Source organism: Pseudomonas costantinii (assembly GCF_001870435.1).
Lineage (GTDB): Bacteria > Pseudomonadota > Gammaproteobacteria > Pseudomonadales > Pseudomonadaceae > Aquipseudomonas > Aquipseudomonas costantinii.
The window spans coordinates 166,644-183,645 of the sequence record NZ_MDDR01000035.1 but is presented as its reverse complement, the minus strand read 5'-3'; the positions used below and the strand labels follow the sequence as shown (position 1 = coordinate 183,645).

Sequence of the window (17,002 nt, the reverse complement as noted above, 5' to 3'; positions counted from 1 at the left end):
AGGGGGATTTGTGTATTTCATGCCGACGGCTGGAAATACCCCGCCAACGCCTGCAAGTCCTGCTCGCTGAGCAACCCCGCGTAATACTTCAACTGAATCCTCGCCAACAAATACGCATGCCGTGCATTCGCCAAATCTCGGCGGGCGGTGAACAGTTGTTGTTCGGCGTCCAACACGTCCAGGTTGACCCGCTCACCGCCACTGACGCTTTTCTGGGTCGCCGTCACCAGGGCAGTGGCGGAGCTGACAGCCATTTCATAGGCGCGCACTTTCGCGGCACCGCTGGTATTGAGGTTAAATTGCTTGCGCAGCTCCACCAGCGTGGTGGCGGTATGCGCATCCAACTCGTATTGAGCCTGGGACAGCTGATTCGCCGCCTGTCGCGTAGAGGCCGAAACCGAGCCACCGGCAAACAGCGGCAGGCTGACCTGGATACCGACGCTGTTGGTGTCGTACTTCTGGTTATAACTACTTTCTGAATCGGAACGGGTCTGGCGACTGCTGGCGTACAGGCTGACCTTGGGCAAGTGGCCGGCGCGCTTGCGCTCCACTTCGTACTCGGCAACGTCCAGGGCGTGGTGCTGGGATTTGAGCTCCGGGTTGTTGGCCATGGCCAACTCACGCCAGGTGTCGAAACGGTTGGGCTCCAGCGGCGGGATATTGAATTGGCGGGTCAGCGGCGCCAGCTCTTCGACTTGCAGCGGTTGGCCGACGATGGCTTCCAGCTCGCGCAGGGCACTGTCCTGGGCATCCAATGACTCAATCTCTTCGGCCTGGGCCAGGCTCAACCGCGCTTGGGTTTCCAGTACATCGGTGCGTGTACCTTCCCCGCCTTTGAGCAGGCGTTCATTGAGCTGCAGGCGTTCGGCAAATGCGCGTTTCTGCGCGCGGCTCAACTCGATCCGTTCCTGAGCCAGCAAGGCCTGGCTGTAGGCACTGAGCACGCGAACGGCCAGTTCCTGGCTTTGACTGCGAAAGCGCTCGTCAGCCATCAGCGCTTGCGCGGTACCCTGGCGAAAGCGCGCGTAAGCTTCGTAATCCAGCAGCGGTTGCTGCAAGGTCAGGGTCGAGGCGTAGCTGCGGTAATCCCGGTCGCTGGTGGCATTGCCCGCCGTCACTTCGGACTCGTTACGCGAGTTGTTGTAGCTCCACGACAAGTTCGGAAGCAGCCCCGCGCGGCCGATCACACGATTCTCTTCACCGGCCTCACGCGCCTGGATCGCCGCCTGAAACGTCGGATCGTTGCGTAGGGCAAGGTCATAGGCATCCAATAAACCCAAGGCGTGCGCGGCCGGTGCACAGCTGCAACACAGGATAAAAAACAGCGCCTTCATTCTTCCACCAACGCCATATGGGTGCGATCCAGCAACGGTTTGAACAGGTAGTTAAGCATCGAGCGCTCGCCGGTTTTAACGAAGGTTTCCACCGGCATGCCTGGGCGAATCTGCACGCCGCTCAGTTGCTGCATGCCCGCCGCGCTGACCTGAGCGCGCAAGGTGTAATAGGGCTCATCGGTGCGCTCATCGACCTGGCGATCCGCCGAGACCAGCATCACCTCACCGGCCACCCGTGGCGTAGTGGCTTGGTTGAATGCCGAGAACAGCAGCTCCACCGGCAAGCCCGGGTGCACCTTGTCGACCATCTGCACGGGCACCCGCGCTTCCACCAGCAGCGGCTCGCCCTGGGGCACGATGTCCATCAGCGCCTGGCCAGGTTTGATCACGCCGCCTTCGGTGTACACGTCCAGCCCCACCACCACGCCGGAAGCGGGCGCGCGTATCAGGCTGTTGGCCAGTTCAAACTCGGCGGAGGCCAGGCGATTGCGCAGGTCATCGCTGCGGGTGCGGGTGTCGGCCAACTGGCTGCGCAGGTCTTTCTGGAAGTCTTCGCCGAGTTGACGAATGCGCAAACGCAGCTCGAGAACCTGGCGCTGCAACTGGCCAATGCGGCCAAAATCCTCGGCGATGGTGCCGTCGATCTGGGCGTACAGGCGCTCGCTGTCGAGCAGGCGATTACGTGGGATATAGCCATCGCGGGCCAATTCACGCAGGCCTTGCAGTTGCTCATTCAGCGCCGCACGTTGCTGGACTTTGCTCGCCTGGGAATCCCGCGTGCCACGCAACTGCGCCTCGGCCCCGGCGATGGTTTCACGCAGGCCTTGTTGCTCGGTGGCCAATGCCTGGGCGCGGCTGGCGAACAGTTGCCGCTGCAAACTCAGGGTGTTGGCGGCATCCGGTTCATTGAGCAGTTCAGGGCCAAAGTCGATGGCTGACAACCCTTCGCTTTCCGCACTCAAACGCGCTTCGCTGGCAAGTGACGCCAGGTACTGGCTGCGCAGGGACTGCATCTGCCCACGCAACGGCGTTTCCTTCAAACGCAGCAACACCTGACCCGCGCTGACCACATCACCCTCACGCACGTCGATGCGCTCAACGATGCCGCCGGAAGGATGCTGCACGGTCTTGCGATGGCCCGAGACCATCACTTTGCCGGACACGGCCACGCCCTTGTCCAACGGCGCCAATGCCGCCCAACCGAGGAACCCGGCAAAACCACCGAGCACCAGCAGCCAGCCCAGGCGCGAGTATTTTTTGTCATCCAGCGCCAACACATTATTCGGCACGACTTTGATCTGGCTCATGCCTGTTTTCCTTCACCGAGCCGGTAGCTCATGCTCATGGTCGACACTGGCTTGGTCACCGGCGCGGCGTGTTTCTGTCGCGCTTCGAGTACCCGTGCGGTCGGGCCGAAGGCTTGCAATTGGCCGTCCTTGAGGATCAGCAACTGATCGGTGAGGCTCAGCACGTTGGCTTTGTGGGTAATCAAAATCACCGTGCGGCGTTGCTGCTTGAGCTGGGCGATCGCCTGGAGCAAGGCTTGCTCTCCCACCTCGTCGAGGTTGGCGTTGGGTTCATCCAGCACGATCAGCGCGGGCAGACCGTAGAGCGCACGCGCCAGGGCCACGCGCTGTTTCTGGCCACCGGACAAACCGGCACCGCCCTCTCCCAGTTGGGTGTCGTAGCCCTGGGGCAGTTGCAGGATCAGTTCATGGACGCCAGCCATCTGCGCGGCAGCGAGGACTTTGTCGGCCTCCACCTCGGCAAACCGCGCGATGTTTTCTGCGATGCTGCCCGCGAATAACTGAATGTCTTGAGGCAAATAGCCGATGTGTGGACCGAGCTGCTGCTTGTCCCATTGGGTCAGGTCCGCGCCGTCCAGGCGCACCTTGCCGGCCAGCGGTGCCCACGCGCCCACCAGCACGCGGGCCAAGGTGGATTTACCGCAACCCGATGGGCCGATCACGCCCAGCACCTCACCCGCAGGCAAACTGAAACCCAGGTTGCTGACTGCCGGCCGACGATTGCCGGGCGCACAGGCGCTGACCTGCTCCACGGTCAGTTGGCCCTTGGGCACCGGCAAGTTCATACGTGCTGGTCGCGCCGGGTTGGCCGCCAGCATGTGCGATAGTCGCTCGTATGCCAGGCGCGCTGAACTCCATTGCTTCCACACGCCGATCAACTGATCGATGGGGCTCAGCACCCGGCCCATCAGGATCGAGCCCGCAATCATCATCCCCGGCGTGATATCGCCCTGCACCGCCAGCAACGCGCCCAAACCCAGCACCAGCGACTGCAACGCCAGGCGCACGCCCTTGGACCAGGCGGTGACGGCAGCGGTCTTTTCACTGGCCAGGTTCTGCTGGGCGAGAAACGCCTGATGCTGGTTGAACCAACGCTCGCGTAACGTGGCGAGCATGCCCATGGCTTCGATGGTGTCGGCATTGCGCAGGTTGGCCGTGGCTTGCTGGCTGGCGCTGATCGACAGTTGGCTGGCCTGAGCCATCGGCGCCTGGCTGACGTGATGGTTGATCCACGCCAGCGCGATCAGAATCACCGCTCCGCCCAAGGCCAACAGCCCGAGCCAGGGGTGGAACAGGAAGATCACCAACAGGTACACCGGGAACCACGGCGCATCAAAAAACGCGAACAGTGCCTGGCCGGTGGCGAACTGACGCAAGGTGGTCAAGTCATGCAACGCCTGGCCCGCCGCTTGGGTGCCGCCCTTGAGTTGCGCTTCGAACGCGGCGTCGTACACCCGCTGGTTCAAGCGCATATCCATTTGCGTGCCGAGGCGGATCACCACCTGGCTGCGCACCCACTCCAACGCGCCCATCAGGCCGAACAGGCCGAGGATCATCAACGTCAGCATCAGCAGGGTCATCTGATTGCCCGAGGCCAGCACCCGGTCGTACACCTGCAGCATGTAAATCGCCGGGGCCAGCATCAGCAGGTTGATCACCGCCGAGAACAGGCCGATGTTGAAGAAGCCACTTTTATAGGCCGTGAGGGCGGCCAGGGTTTCGTTGCCGGCGTGGCGCATCGGGGAATTCTCGTGGGGTTAAGCGAGGGGCGCCGCAGCGTTGACAGGCAATACGGCGCTCCGCAGAATTTGGCACCACCGTCGCTTGAAGAGTTAGAAGGCTTGGCGACGGTGGTGTAATGCGGCGAATGGGAGAGTGATCTTCCATTCGCTTTTTTCATGCAGCAGCGCTTCAGGCAGCGAGTGCCCAGTCCTGCGCCACGTCTTGTACGCCGACCAAGGCGACGTCAGCGGATGGAGTCGCGTGACCCAGACCGGCAGCGGCCAGTTGGTCGAAGGTCGAGGCAGTGGACAGGCCGAAGTCGTCCAGCAGGTTGTTGAGCACGGTTTCGAGACCGGCAACATTGCCTTTCATCAGGTTGAAGATCACGTCCTGTACGGCATTGCCCGCACGGCCGGCGCCTTCGGCAGCGGTCAGGTCCAGGCCATTGAAGGCGACCTTGTAGCCATCCAGTGCGAAATCACTGCCACTGCCGCCGCTCAAGCCCTGGCCCAGCTCGACGTTATCCAGGTTGCCCCACAGGTAGTGGTTCTGGTTGTCCGAGGCAGGCAGGGTCGGATTGAACACGTAGTGCAGGCCGTTGCTGGTGTTGCTGTCGGCAATGAACGCGTACTCGGAACCGTTGGCACCGTGAGTCGAGTACTGGTCGCCGCTGAACGTGCCGTTGCTGAAGCCACCGGTATTACCGGTGCCGTGACCTGCGGTCTTGAAGCCCAGAGCCCAATCCGTCAGGTAGTCCGACAGCGAGATAGAACCGAGAGCCGACTCGTAATTAACAGAAATAGTCATCACTAAACCTCGTTATAAACAACGCTATTGATCAGCACGCGCTCCGGCGCACTTTTTGCCCACCCTTGGGCAAAACCGTTTATTGATTGCGCAACTCGCGCACTCAATCAGAATTTGTATTCGAGCATTCCACTCAAGGTGCGGCCCCGGGCCAGGCTCAGGTTGTTGGCATCACCCATGGCGACGAAATAGGCTTCGTCAGTGGCGTTTTCCAGGGCCAGGGCAATGTTCAAGTGGTCGGTCATCCAGTAACTGGCGTACAGGTCGTACACCGTGTACTTGGGCCACATGGCCTGGTCGATGAAGTCGTAGCCCTGGTTGTTCAGGTTTTCACCGTTGCCGGAGCTGTAGCGCACGCGCATTCCGGTATCCAGGCGCTTGTCCAGGAACCGCGCGCCCACGGTCAAGGAGCCGCGGTCAGCCGGCATATAGGTGGCGTTGCCCATAATGCGGCCGCAGCTTTCCTTGTCATTCGCAGCGGTGTCATCCAGCCACTCGTAGGTGCTGACCAGGCGCAGGCCGCTAGTGCCATTGGGGCGGGTGTAACGCTCATATTTTGAGCTGAGCGTCTTGCCCCTTTTCTTCGCGCCACCCATGTAATAGTTCTTGGAGCAGAACTCGTTACTGCCAATCATGTGGGTGTAACTCAAGTTGGTATACGCGCGGCCCATGTCGTAGTTGAGTTGGTATTCCATACCGCGAAAACGTGTGGGGTTCAGGTTGTTGGTGTACGCCATGATCCCGGTAAAGCCGCCCACGTTAGTCTCGGGCAATGTGACGCTGTGATTGAGGAACGAGAAGTTCTCTATCCGGGTATCAAAGTAGGCCACTTTTATCCCCAGCCTATCGTCATTGAAGAACAACGATTCCTTGAACACATTGACGCCCATTTCCCAGTCTCGCGACTCCTCGGGCTTGAGGAAGGGATTGGGAAATACCCGCTCCCCCGAAGCCCCGCCGTGGGGTCGGCCGGTCATGAAGGTTTCCGTGACCGCCGGCGGGCGCCAGCCTTTGCCCCAACGGGCATAGAGCTGCAACCAGTCGAGGCCGGGCTTGATGCCGATACCAAACGTTGGGGAGAACCGGCCTTCCTCCCGATCAATATCAAACACCTCGTCGACACGCCGGGCACCCTCAACACTGCTGGCAATCGCAGGGCGCTTGTAGAGCGTCATCCCGGTTTCGCCTTCCAGTCGGTAACGGTCGTAACGCAGGCCGGCATCGAGCGTCAGCCAGCCGTCGTATTCGTACTGCAGGTTGTTAAACAGGCTATCGATGGTTCGCTTGCCGATTGGGTTGGCACCTTCAACATACGGCAACACACCGCTGGCGCCATTGGTCGACTCAACCTTGTTGCTGTGTGGCTTGAACGTGTCCTGATACACCTCCACACCGTAGTTCCAACGCACATGGCCAAAGGCGTCAAAGTCAAAGCGCGAGGTGTTGTCAGCCTGCAGGCCCCAGGTATCGGTTTGAAAATGGTCGGTGTAGCCGGAGGTGTAATTTCCCGAACTCACTGACGCCGTATTCGGCGCATTGGCACGGTCTTCCTGGGTAGTGACGAAATACGCCTTGGCCTTGAAGTCGATCAACGGGTTATCCGGCGTATAGCGATAATCCAGCGCAACGTTTTTTGCGTTCAGGTTGTTTTTGCTGTTGCGCAAATAATAGTTACTTTGGAGATCCTGAGAGATATAGCCCCAGGTATCGTTGCTGTCAGTGTCGCTCTCCAGATAGCTCAACTGCACCCGCTGATCATTGGGCAGGTTCAGCCCGAACTTGAGCATTTGCGAACGGGTTACGCTGCCCGAATCCCCAACTTCGCTGTTCAGCCAATGGTCGAATGCAGCCGGAGCATATTTCCTGGCACGCAGGTTAGTACCCAGGTTTTGGTCGTTGTTGCGTCCTCCTCGGTAGTCACCGAAGTGCCGCTCGCTGTAACCCAGCAATACATCGCCACGCTCATCACCAAAGGCAAACACACCGCTGCCATTGAAGTAAGTCCCGTTACCCAGCTCGCCGATGCCGCTGCCTGCGCGAAAGCGTCCGCCGATCTCTTTACCGTCTTTGAGAAACTCACTGGCTTCCAGGGTCTTGAACGACGCAATCCCGCCCAACACCGCCGCCCCGCCCTGCCCTGACTGGCTGCCTTTGTCGATCTCGATGCTGGAGATGAATTCCGGGTCGATCAACATCGTGCCGTTGCGCTGCTGATGGCCGTTGACGTTGAAGTTCTGGCGCATGCCGTCGATGTTCATGTTCACGCGGCCGTAGTCCTGCACACCGCGGATGTTCACCGACAGGCCAGGATCGCGCTGGTTGACGGCGGTGTACACGCCCGCGGTTTCTTCGAGCATGTCGGCGGCGTGACGGGGCGGGCGTTTATCGATCATGTCACGGCTGATCACCGCCACGGACTTTGGGGTTTGATACACCCAGTCACTGGCTTGACCGTTGGTGTTGCCAGTGATGGTGGTGGTGCCCACGGTCATGGCGCCGTCGTGGTCGGCAGCGACGCGATTGAGGGTCACTTGGCGTTCGCCGGTAAAGCGGTATTCCACCGGCGCGCCACCGAGTAAACGGCCCAGGCCTTCCTGCACGCTGAAGCGGCCTTTGAGCGCGGTGCTGCTCAGGCCTTGCAGGCGCGGGCTGTCGAACAACACTTGCAGGCCGGCTTGGTCGGCGAAGGCCAATACGGCACTGCCAAGGGATTGCGCAGGCACATCGAACATCATCACGGCAGGTTGGGCGGCGCCCGCTTGAGGCTGTGCGGCGTACGCCGGAGCCGCTACGGTGAACACGCCCAAGTGAATGGCCAGGGCTAACCGACTTCCGGCGATACGCCCCTTGGTGAGTGCTGGCATTTCTGGTCTTCCCTGCGCTATGCATTTTTGTTTATGCGAATACTTCTCACCTAGGAAGACGTGCGAGGCGCGGGAAGTCAGTAAGATTTTTTTGAAAGTTTTTAGGAAAGGGGGTCGCGGGCGGTGGGAGGGCGCTCTCCCACCGGGTCATCAATAGATCAGGCTGAGGCCTGCCAGGTCCAAGCGTTGCACTTGAAGTTCCTGGGTCAAGGTGCCGAGGGCCGTGTCGAGCATGTCGAGTCGGAACACCCCGCTGACTTCGCGATCGCCCAAGGCTGAGTCGGCCAACACCACGCGCCCTGGGCGATAGCGGTTGAGTTGTTCGATAACCTTGGCCAACGGCAGTCGATCAAAGATCAACACGCCGCGCCGCCAACTGGTGGCGCGCTCCACATCGAATGGATCCAGGGGTACTACGCCGTCCTGAGGACTGTAGCGTGCGGCCTGTCCCTCCTTGAGTACTCGCTCGGTCGGGCCTTTTTTCGGTATGGCTTGTAGAGAAACTTCGACGCTGTGTTGCAACACGCCAACCCAGGCCTGGCGATCACCCTCACGCTCGACCACAAACCGCGTGCCCAACGCGCGGGCCTGCCCACCGGCGCTTTGCACCACGAATGGCCGTGTTTCCTCGCCCACCATGGGCGCCACGTCGAAAATCGCCGAACCCTGAATCAGGCTGACGCGCCGCTGTACGCCGTCGTAGTCCAGGCGAATGGCGCTGGCGGAATCCAGCTCCACCTTGCTGCCATCGGCCAGCAGCACCGTGCGTACTTCGCCCTTCTGGGTGACGTAGTCGGCCTGCATGCGTAACAACGCATCCGGCCCGCGTACCCAGCCAATGCCCGCCACCACCACAACCAGCGCAACCGCGGCCACGCGTTGCCATGGCCTGCGCCGCTTGGACCGGCGCACGGGCAACGCCGCCGAAGACGAACGCTGGCGGCGCACCGGCGCCTCCTGATGCACCTCGCCCAAGGCGGCCCACGTCTGCTCGGCAAAGCGCAACGCCGCTTCGTGGCGGCTGTCGCAGGCGATCCAATGTTGCAGCTCGGCCTGCTCCTGGTCGGTCAGGGCACCGGCGTGCAGGCGCACCGCCCAATCGGCAGCCGCCTCGGTAATGCTGTGCTGTTGGGGACCCTGGCTATTCACGTGTGAATCTCGAATTTTCGTTATGTAAACGCTGTGACGTCTGAGCCCAGGTTTTTCCGTAATTCATTCGTCGGATGGCGTCACCTCGCTATCCTGCAGGCGCTGCATGACATAGGCCAAGGCCTTGGCCAGATGTTTTTGCACAGAGCTGTCGGAAATGTCCAGGCGCCGGGCAACCTGGGCGTGAGTCAGGCCCTCTATGCGATTCAAACGGAAAATCTGCTGGGTTCGTGCCGGCAATTCCGCCAGTGCCTGCTTCAATGTCTGTCGCTGTTGCTGCGCCATTGCCTGAGCCTCCAACCCGGCCACGTCATCTTCAATCTCGGCCAGCGCCTCATGGGGCACGGAGTCAGTCTTGCGCCGCGCTTCCTGACGAATATGGTCGATCAGCAGATTACTCGCCGTTCGATAGAGATAGCCCTGGGAGTTGTCGATACGCTCGCCGGCCGGTTTTTCCGCCAGGCGCAGGAAACTCTCCTGCACCAGGTCTGCGGCCAATTGCGGGTCCCGAACCTTACGCGCCAGATACCCGCGCAGGGTATCGGCATGCTTGAGAAACAGGCCTTTGAGATCCACGTCCGACAAACCGACTCCCTGGATGTTTAGGAAACAGGCGGGCATCTTAAGCGTTGTCGAGAATTATTTTCAATTGATATCTAATCTGATTCTTCCGTGGGAAGGCTCTGAATAACGGTTCGATAATCGAACACATCCCGTAAGGATGCATCCCCGTGAATTGACCAAATTAACCATTCAGTACATTTTATCCCCACAACCAATAATAAGTGTGGAGATACGCCTAATGCCGCCCATCGTGCTGGTGCTCAACGGCCCCAATCTCAACCTGCTCGGCACCCGCGAGCCTGCCACTTACGGCCATGAAACCCTGGCCGACGTCGCCGCTTTGTGTGGTCGTAGCGCTGAAAAATTCGGGTTGAAAATCGAATTCCGCCAGACCAACCACGAAGGCGAATTGCTCGACTGGATCCACGGCGCCCGCGCCCGGTGCGCCGGTATCGTGATTAACCCAGCGGCCTGGACCCACACCTCGGTAGCGATTCGCGATGCGTTGGTGGCCAGCGAAGTGCCGGTGATCGAAGTGCATTTATCCAACGTGCACGCGCGCGAGGCGTTTCGGCATCACTCCTTTGTGTCGCCCATCGCCAAGGCGGTACTCGCCGGTTTTGGCAGCCATGGCTACCACCTGGCCCTGGAACACTTCAGCCACACCCTGAAAGGATGAAACCGATGAAACCGCGCATCCTCGCCGGCCTGATCGGCGCCGGTATCCAGGCCTCCCGCACCCCAGCACTGCATGAACAGGAAGGCGATGCCCAGGGCTTGCGTTACCTGTATCGCCTGATCGACCTTGAACTTCTGCGCCTGGACATCAACGCCCTGCCCGATCTGCTGCACGCTGCCGAATTGATGCACTTCACCGGCTTGAACATTACCTACCCGTGCAAACAGGCGATCCTGCCGTTACTCGATGAACTGTCAGACGAGGCCCGGGGAATCGGGGCGGTCAATACCGTGGTGTTCAAGGAGGGCAAGCGCATCGGTCACAACACTGATTGCCTGGGATTTGCCGAAGGTTTTCGCCGGAACTTGAGTGATGTCGCCCGCCAACGCGTGGTGCAGATGGGCGCCGGTGGCGCAGGCGCAGCAGTGGCTCATGCGCTGCTGGCTGAGGGTGTGGAGCATTTGAGTATTTTTGACGTGGACGCCGACCGCGCCCGCGACCTTGTGGATAACCTCGCGCAGCGTTTCGGCGCCGGTCGCGCCCAGGTCGGCAACCATCTGGAAAACGCCATGGCCGAAGCCGACGGTGTGGTCAACACCACGCCGATGGGCATGGCCAAGCTGCCCGGCACGCCCGTGCCGGCAGCCCTGTTACGGGCTGAACTATGGGTCGCGGAAATCGTGTATTTCCCACTGGAAACCGAGCTGCTGCGCGACGCCCGCGCCCTGGGTTGCCGCACCCTGGATGGCGGCAACATGGCGGTGTTTCAGGCGGTGAAGGCGTTTGAGTTGTTCAGCGGCGAAACGCCGGATTCAGACAGGATGCTGGCGCACTTCCAGAGCATGAACACCTGACTGTAGAACCCACATTTGTTCTGCGGTGGGCTCAGGCCTGTAGGTAGCGCATCACCGACTCACAAATCATCTCTCGATGCCGCTGTTTAACCGCCTCATCCGACAACTCGATCTGAAAGATCTCACTGAACGTATGGCGGTTAGACACCCGGTAAAAACTGAATGAGTTGATCAGCAGGTGCACGTCCATCGGCTCCAGCCCGGCGCGGAACAGTCCCATCTCAGCGCCGCGCCGCAAGGTGGTGCCCAGCGCTTCAAGGATGTTGCTGTTCATCGCCTTGATCGACTCCGAACGCTTCACGTACTCGGCGTTGTGGATATTCTCAATGCTGACGATGCGCACGAAATCCACGTTCTGATCGTGGTGATCAAACGTGAACTCCACCAGCCGACGGATCGCTTCACGCGGTTCAAGGGCGGTAAGGTTCATGCGGGTTTCGGTGTTGCGGATGTCACCGTAGAGCTTTTCCAGCACCTCGACGTACAACTGCTCCTTGCTGCCGAAGTAGTAATAGATCATGCGCTTTGAGGTGTGGATACGCTCGGCGATCGCATCCACGCGGGCGCCGGACAGGCCCTGCTGAACAAACTCGACGATGGCTTCCTGGAGAATGTTTTCGCGGGTCTTTTCCGGATTGTTCTTGCGACTCTTGCGCGGTGCGTCTGACACCGCGGGGAGTTCGGGACTCGAGGTCATGGTGCGCTCACGGCCATTGTTATGCAGGCAGTGATTATGGGCTGCGGCGCTCGCCGAAGGAAGCACCTGGCCAGCCGTTATAACCGCGCCTGGCGCACCGCGCCGCTGCGGGACTTGGCCATTGCCGCCAGGCGCACCGCCACGTTGGCCGCGCCGTAACCGGCATAGCCGTTCTTGCGCTGGATGATCTCGAAGAAAAACCGCCCTTCGAACGGCTCGGTGTACACGTGAAACAACTCACCGCCCTGGGCGTCACGGTCGTACAACACGTTGTAATACGCCAGTTCGCTGAGGAACTCGTCATCGAAATCAAAGCGCGCCGCCAAATCGTCGTAGTAGTTGAGCGGGATATCCAACAGCGGCACGCCCGCCTCCTTGGCCCGGCGTACTTCGGCGAAAATATCCGCGCAGTCGAAGGCAATGTGGTGCACGCCCGAGCCGCGATAGCTCGATAGCGCGTGGGAAATCGCGGTGTTGCGGTTCTCGGAAATATTCAACGGCAGGCGAATCGAGCTGCAACGGCTGCGTAACGCGCGGCTTTTCACCAGGCCATAGGGGTCAGGCAGCACCACTTCATCGTCGGCTTCAAAATCCAGCAGGCTCTTGTAGAACAGCACCCAACTGTCAAGGCTGTCGGCCGGCAGGGCCATGGCCATATGGTCAATGCGCAACAAGCCACCGCCGGAAGCTGAGGCGGGTTGCAGATTGAAATCGGTGTCGTACAACTTGCCCTCGGTAGGGTCCACCAGATAAATCAGGCTGCCATCCGGGGCACGTACGGCCGCCAGCTCCAGCTCGTTGGGTCCGACCAGGCCGCGATAAGGCTGGCCTTTGTAAGCCACCGCTCGCTCCAGGGCCTTGGCGCTGTCCTTGACCCGAATCGCGGTGGCGCACAACGACGGCCCGTGGGTTTCGAAAAAGTTATGCGCGAAGGAATAGGGCTCGCAGTTGAGGATCAGGTTGATATCACCCTGGCGCAACAGGCTCACGCTCTTGGAGCGGTGCTGGCCAGCCTTGACGAAGCCCAGGCGCTCCAGCCATTGCGTCAGCTTGGCGCCAAGGTTTTCATCCACGGCAAACTCAAGAAACTCGATGCCGTCGTATTCGCTGGCGGCGGGCGTATCAAACAGGGTGTCGACAGGCTGGGCAGGCGCTTCCTGCTTCAGCCGTGCACGGGTTTTTTCTTCCAGGTACAACAGCGAACGCAAGCCATCCGCCGCATTCGCCCGGGTTGGCGCCGCGCGGAAACCGTCATTGAAAATTTCCAGGGACAGAGGCCCCGTGTAACCACTCTTGATGATCGGCGCCAGGAACCCTGCCAGGTCAAATTCCCCCTGCCCCGGGAAGCAGCGGAAATGTCGACTCCACTCCAGCACATCCATAGCCAGGATCGGCGCGTCAGCCATTTGCACAAAGAAGATCTTGTCGCCGGGGATCTCGGCGATGGCACTCGGGTCGCCCTTCAGCGACAGGGTGTGGAAGCTGTCGAGCAACACGCCGAGGCTGGGGTGGTCGACCTGGCGCACCAAATTCCACACCTGCTGCCAGGTGTTCACATGCTTGCCCCAGGCCAGCGCTTCGTAGCCAATGCGCAAACCACGACGGCCTGCGTGCTCAGCCAGCAGGCTGAGGTCGTCCAGCAGAATGCGTTCATCGCCGACCGAGTCCGCCGAAGCATTGCTGCACACCAGCACCAGGTCGGTGCCCAGCTCCTGCATCAAGTCAAACTTACGTTCGGCGCGCTCCAGGTTGCGCGCCAGTCGGTCGCGGCGGCAGCCTTCAAAGTCGCGAAACGGCTGGAACAGGGTAATGGCGATGCCGAGGTCAGCACACATCTGCCTGACTTCCCGCGGGCTGCCGTCGTAATACAACAAGTCGTTTTCGAAAATCTCAACGCCATCAAACCCGGCGGCGGCAATGGCTTCGAGCTTTTCCGGCAGGGTACCGCTCAAGGAAACGGTGGCAATGGAACGTTGCATGGGGCGACTCCCGGCAATTGTTATTTGCGTTAAATTATTCGCCCCCAGTCTACGCACAGCAATTAAAATGTACGAACCGGTTAGTTTTTGGTGCGATTATCGAACACTATGCCGCTTTGGCGAATTGACGATTTTTTAACCGCTGCGCACCATCGATCTCGCAACAAGACCCAGAACACACCATAAGAATTTCAAAAAACGGGTACGACCTCATGCCTTCGCAAAACTCCGTCCTGGCCGCGCGCCCGGCCAACCCGCACGCCGGCATCGGCGACAAAATCCGCGGCGCCATGGCCGTGGGTAAAACTCGCTGGGGCATGCTGGCCCTGGTGTTCTTCGCTACCACCCTCAACTACATCGACCGCGCCGCCCTGGGCGTGATGCAACCGATCCTGGCCAAGGAAATGAGCTGGACGGCGATGGATTACGCCAACATCAACTTCTGGTTCCAGGTCGGCTACGCCATCGGCTTTGTGCTGCAAGGCCGCCTGATCGACCGAGTCGGCGTGAAGCGCGTGTTCTTCTGCGCGGTGCTGCTGTGGAGCATCGCGACGGGTGCCCACGGCCTGGCCACGTCGGCTGTCGGCTTTATGGTGTGTCGTTTTATCCTCGGGCTGACCGAAGCCGCCAACTACCCGGCGTGCGTCAAGACCACACGTTTGTGGTTCCCGGCCGGTGAGCGCGCAGTGGCCACCGGTATCTTCAACGCCGGCACCAACGTCGGCGCGATGATGACGCCAATGCTGCTGCCGCTGGTCCTCCATGTGTGGGGCTGGCAGGCCGCGTTCCTGTGCATGTCGGCACTCGGCGGTATCTGGCTGCTGTTCTGGGGCTTGAAGTACTTCAACCCGGAAGACCATCCGACGGTTAAACAATCCGAACTGGACTACGTGCAACAGGAAGCCGAGCCGGAACAACCGAGCGTGCCGTTCAGCCGTATCCTGCGCATGCGCGGCACCTGGGCATTCGCCTTTGCCTACGCAATGACCGCACCGGTGTTCTGGTTTTACCTCTACTGGCTGCCGCCGTTCCTGAACCAGCAATACAACCTGGGTATCAACGTGACCCAGATGGGCATTCCGCTGATCATCATTTACCTCACAGCCGACTTCGGCAGCGTGGGTGGGGGGATTCTGTCTTCCTTCCTGATCGGCCGCGGGATGAACGCGATCAAGGCGCGCCTATTGTCGATGCTGCTGTTTGCCTGCTGCATCGTCGGCGTGATCATGGCGGCCGGTTCCAGCGAGCTGTGGGTCGCGGTGTTCGCCATCTCCCTGGCCATCGGTGCGCATCAGGCCTGGACCGCCAATATCTGGAGCCTGGTGATGGACTACACGCCCAAGCACATGATGAGCACGGTGTTCGGTTTCGGCGGCATGTGCGCGGCCATCGGCGGCATGTTCATGACCCAGATCGTCGGCCACATTCTCACAGTGACCAACAACAACTACACCGTGCTGTTCACCCTGATCCCCGCGATGTACTTCATTGCGCTGATCTGGATGTACTTCATGGCGCCGCGCAAGATCCCGACCGTAGACGTGTGATTCACCGCCGCCGCTGCTGCCAGGCAGCGGCCAACCCGCTCATGCAGATCACCCCGATGCCGACCACCGTGGTCACGTCGGGGGTATGGTTGAACACCAGCCAGCCCAACAACCCCGCAAACACGATCTGGCAATAGCCGAACGGTGCCAGCAAGGCTGGCGCCGCAAAGCGGAAGGCCTGGGTCAACATCAAGTGCGCGGTCATCCCGCAGGTCCCCAGCGCCAGCATCAACGCGCCATGCCCCAGCGTAGGAACCTGCCAGAAGAACGGCACCAGCGCACTCATCACCAAGGTATTGCACAAGCCGGCGAAGAAGTTGCTGGTGGTCGGTGTGTCGTATTGACTGAGGATGCGTGTGAGCAGTTGGTAAAAGCAGAAGAACAATGCCGAACACAGCGGCAACAGCACTGCCGGCGTAAACAGTTCACCGCCGGGATGGATGATCACCAGCACCCCGATAAACCCGCAGATCACCGCCAGCCATTGGCCGCGTGTCACGTGCTCGCCGAGCAGGGGCACGGAAAGCGCGGTCACCAGGATCGGCGCCAGGAAGTTCACCGCCGTGGCTTCCGCCAGAGGGATATAGTGCAGCGCCGCAGTAAAAAACAGGCTGGTGCCCAACAGGCACAAGGCTCGCACCACCTGCATCCCCGGCCGCTTGCTGCGCAGCACCCGCAACCCCGACTGCGGGAGGAAGATGCCGGCCATCAGCAAGGTATGCACCAGGTAACGCGCCCACACCACCATCACAATCGGGTAGAACCCGGCCAAGTATTTGGACAAGGCGTCATGGCTGGAAAACAGAAAGGTCGCCAGCACAATCAGCAGGATACCTTTGAAGGGTTGGTTGACACCGGAGAGGGGGGTACTGACGGTCATTGAATTCTCTTGCATGGCGGGCTGAACGCTACGGTACTCAACCCGGTAATCTAGCAGCCGGGCCTGCGTCGGCCCCAAGAGCATAACCAAACACCGTGCGAACAGCGCACTAAATCATGGGATCCGAGTCCAACGCTGCACCTCAGCCCGCGCGTTGCACATTTTTTAACCAAGGCCTGCCCGCTATGAAAAAAACCCTGTTTATTCTTTCTGCCCTTGCACTGCTGACTGCCTGCAACAAGGAAGCAAAGGAAGCGCCCAAACCCGCACCGGCTTCCGTGCAAGCGACTCTGGTACCAGCAACCCCTCCCACCGATAAATGGGTCGGCAAATGGGTGGGCGTCGAAGGCCTGTACCTGACCATCGCCAAGGACGACAGCATCGGCCGTGGCCATTACCTTCTGACCATGCAATACGGCGTCGACGCCGACGACTCCGGCACGTTCAAAGGTGAGGCCAACGAAGAGGGCATCACTTTCACCCGCCCGGACGGCCCGCAACTGCTGCACGCCGGCGACGGTGAAGCCACTGGATTGAAATGGTTGGCCGATAAAAAGGACTGCCTGATCGTTGATACTGGCGAAGGGTATTGCCGCTAATAACGACCATACTCAATCAA

At 60.3% G+C, this 17,002-nt stretch carries 14 protein-coding genes; 4 read left to right on the top strand and 10 right to left on the bottom strand.

The annotated features are described in order from the left end of the window. Positions 1-17: 17 nt before the first annotated feature. The 7 genes from BFL40_RS19605 to BFL40_RS19575 all read right to left on the bottom strand — a co-directional run bounded on the left by BFL40_RS19605 (position 18) and on the right by BFL40_RS19575 (position 9,768). A complete protein-coding gene (locus BFL40_RS19605; RefSeq protein ID WP_071485496.1) occupies positions 18-1,334 on the bottom strand; it encodes a TolC family outer membrane protein in 1,317 nt (438 codons plus the stop codon). Next, the gene (locus BFL40_RS19600) at positions 1,331-2,641 is read right to left on the bottom strand and encodes an HlyD family type I secretion periplasmic adaptor subunit (RefSeq protein WP_071485495.1); all 1,311 of its coding nucleotides are present in this window, start codon (positions 2,639-2,641) and stop codon (positions 1,331-1,333) included. Before BFL40_RS19600 ends, BFL40_RS19605 begins: the two co-directional genes overlap by 4 nt. After that, positions 2,638-4,380: a type I secretion system permease/ATPase gene (locus BFL40_RS19595; RefSeq protein ID WP_071485494.1), complete on the bottom strand. Its 1,743-nt coding sequence runs from the start codon at positions 4,378-4,380 to the stop codon at positions 2,638-2,640. Before BFL40_RS19595 ends, BFL40_RS19600 begins: the two co-directional genes overlap by 4 nt. Before the next feature lie 172 nt (positions 4,381-4,552). Further along, positions 4,553-5,170 (bottom strand): heme acquisition protein HasA, encoded by a 618-nt coding sequence (locus BFL40_RS19590; protein WP_071485493.1) that lies wholly within the window; start codon positions 5,168-5,170, stop codon positions 4,553-4,555. A gap of 107 nt (positions 5,171-5,277) precedes the next feature. Continuing rightward, the gene (locus BFL40_RS19585; RefSeq protein ID WP_071485492.1) at positions 5,278-8,034 is read right to left on the bottom strand and encodes a TonB-dependent receptor; all 2,757 of its coding nucleotides are present in this window, start codon (positions 8,032-8,034) and stop codon (positions 5,278-5,280) included. 150 nt (positions 8,035-8,184) lie between these two features. Then, positions 8,185-9,183, bottom strand: a complete 999-nt coding sequence (locus BFL40_RS19580; protein ID WP_071485491.1) for a FecR family protein — start codon at positions 9,181-9,183, stop codon at positions 8,185-8,187. 63 nt (positions 9,184-9,246) lie between these two features. Then, positions 9,247-9,768 carry an RNA polymerase sigma factor gene (locus BFL40_RS19575; protein ID WP_071485490.1) on the bottom strand — a complete coding sequence of 174 codons (522 nt, stop codon included), beginning with the start codon at positions 9,766-9,768 and terminating at the stop codon, positions 9,247-9,249. 217 nt (positions 9,769-9,985) lie between these two features. On the opposite strand from BFL40_RS19575, the gene aroQ reads away from it, so the two are divergent. After that, complete coding sequence (gene aroQ, locus BFL40_RS19570; protein ID WP_071485489.1) at positions 9,986-10,426, top strand: type II 3-dehydroquinate dehydratase; 441 nt, start codon at positions 9,986-9,988, stop codon at positions 10,424-10,426. A gap of 5 nt (positions 10,427-10,431) precedes the next feature. Next, positions 10,432-11,280, top strand: a complete 849-nt coding sequence (locus tag BFL40_RS19565) for a shikimate dehydrogenase (RefSeq protein ID WP_071485488.1) — start codon at positions 10,432-10,434, stop codon at positions 11,278-11,280. 31 nt (positions 11,281-11,311) lie between these two features. Here the strand turns inward: BFL40_RS19565 and BFL40_RS19560 are convergent, their stop codons facing one another. Further along, positions 11,312-11,977 (bottom strand): TetR/AcrR family transcriptional regulator, encoded by a 666-nt coding sequence (locus BFL40_RS19560; RefSeq protein WP_071485487.1) that lies wholly within the window; start codon positions 11,975-11,977, stop codon positions 11,312-11,314. Between the two features lie 77 nt (positions 11,978-12,054). After that, positions 12,055-13,956, bottom strand: a complete 1,902-nt coding sequence (gene quiC / locus BFL40_RS19555; protein WP_071485486.1) for a 3-dehydroshikimate dehydratase QuiC — start codon at positions 13,954-13,956, stop codon at positions 12,055-12,057. Between the two features lie 212 nt (positions 13,957-14,168). On the opposite strand from quiC, the gene BFL40_RS19550 reads away from it, so the two are divergent. Continuing rightward, positions 14,169-15,503 (top strand): MFS transporter, encoded by a 1,335-nt coding sequence (locus BFL40_RS19550; RefSeq protein WP_071485485.1) that lies wholly within the window; start codon positions 14,169-14,171, stop codon positions 15,501-15,503. Position 15,504: 1 nt separating this feature from the next. Here BFL40_RS19550 and BFL40_RS19545 read toward each other — a convergent pair whose 3' ends face one another. Next, the gene (locus BFL40_RS19545) at positions 15,505-16,383 is read right to left on the bottom strand and encodes a DMT family transporter (RefSeq protein ID WP_071485484.1); all 879 of its coding nucleotides are present in this window, start codon (positions 16,381-16,383) and stop codon (positions 15,505-15,507) included. 185 nt (positions 16,384-16,568) lie between these two features. On the opposite strand from BFL40_RS19545, the gene BFL40_RS19540 reads away from it, so the two are divergent. Next, positions 16,569-16,982 (top strand): membrane lipoprotein lipid attachment site-containing protein, encoded by a 414-nt coding sequence (locus tag BFL40_RS19540; RefSeq protein ID WP_071485483.1) that lies wholly within the window; start codon positions 16,569-16,571, stop codon positions 16,980-16,982. The last annotated feature ends 20 nt before the right edge of the window (positions 16,983-17,002 follow it).

Bases quoted from the DNA above. Each gene is read 5' to 3' on its own strand.
- BFL40_RS19595 (WP_071485494.1), bottom strand. From the start codon at position 4,380: ATGCGCCACGCCGGCAACGAAACCCTGGCCGCCCTCACGGCCTATAAA.
- BFL40_RS19605 (WP_071485496.1), bottom strand. From the start codon at position 1,334: ATGAAGGCGCTGTTTTTTATCCTGTGTTGCAGCTGTGCACCGGCCGCG.
- quiC (WP_071485486.1), bottom strand. From the start codon at position 13,956: ATGCAACGTTCCATTGCCACCGTTTCCTTGAGCGGTACCCTGCCGGAA.
- BFL40_RS19585 (WP_071485492.1), bottom strand. From the start codon at position 8,034: ATGCCAGCACTCACCAAGGGGCGTATCGCCGGAAGTCGGTTAGCCCTG.
- BFL40_RS19600 (WP_071485495.1), bottom strand. From the start codon at position 2,641: ATGAGCCAGATCAAAGTCGTGCCGAATAATGTGTTGGCGCTGGATGAC.
- BFL40_RS19550 (WP_071485485.1), top strand. From the start codon at position 14,169: ATGCCTTCGCAAAACTCCGTCCTGGCCGCGCGCCCGGCCAACCCGCAC.
- BFL40_RS19565 (WP_071485488.1), top strand. From the start codon at position 10,432: ATGAAACCGCGCATCCTCGCCGGCCTGATCGGCGCCGGTATCCAGGCC.
- BFL40_RS19560 (WP_071485487.1), bottom strand. From the start codon at position 11,977: ATGACCTCGAGTCCCGAACTCCCCGCGGTGTCAGACGCACCGCGCAAG.
- BFL40_RS19540 (WP_071485483.1), top strand. From the start codon at position 16,569: ATGAAAAAAACCCTGTTTATTCTTTCTGCCCTTGCACTGCTGACTGCC.
- BFL40_RS19545 (WP_071485484.1), bottom strand. From the start codon at position 16,383: ATGACCGTCAGTACCCCCCTCTCCGGTGTCAACCAACCCTTCAAAGGT.
- aroQ (WP_071485489.1), top strand. From the start codon at position 9,986: ATGCCGCCCATCGTGCTGGTGCTCAACGGCCCCAATCTCAACCTGCTC.
- BFL40_RS19590 (WP_071485493.1), bottom strand. From the start codon at position 5,170: ATGACTATTTCTGTTAATTACGAGTCGGCTCTCGGTTCTATCTCGCTG.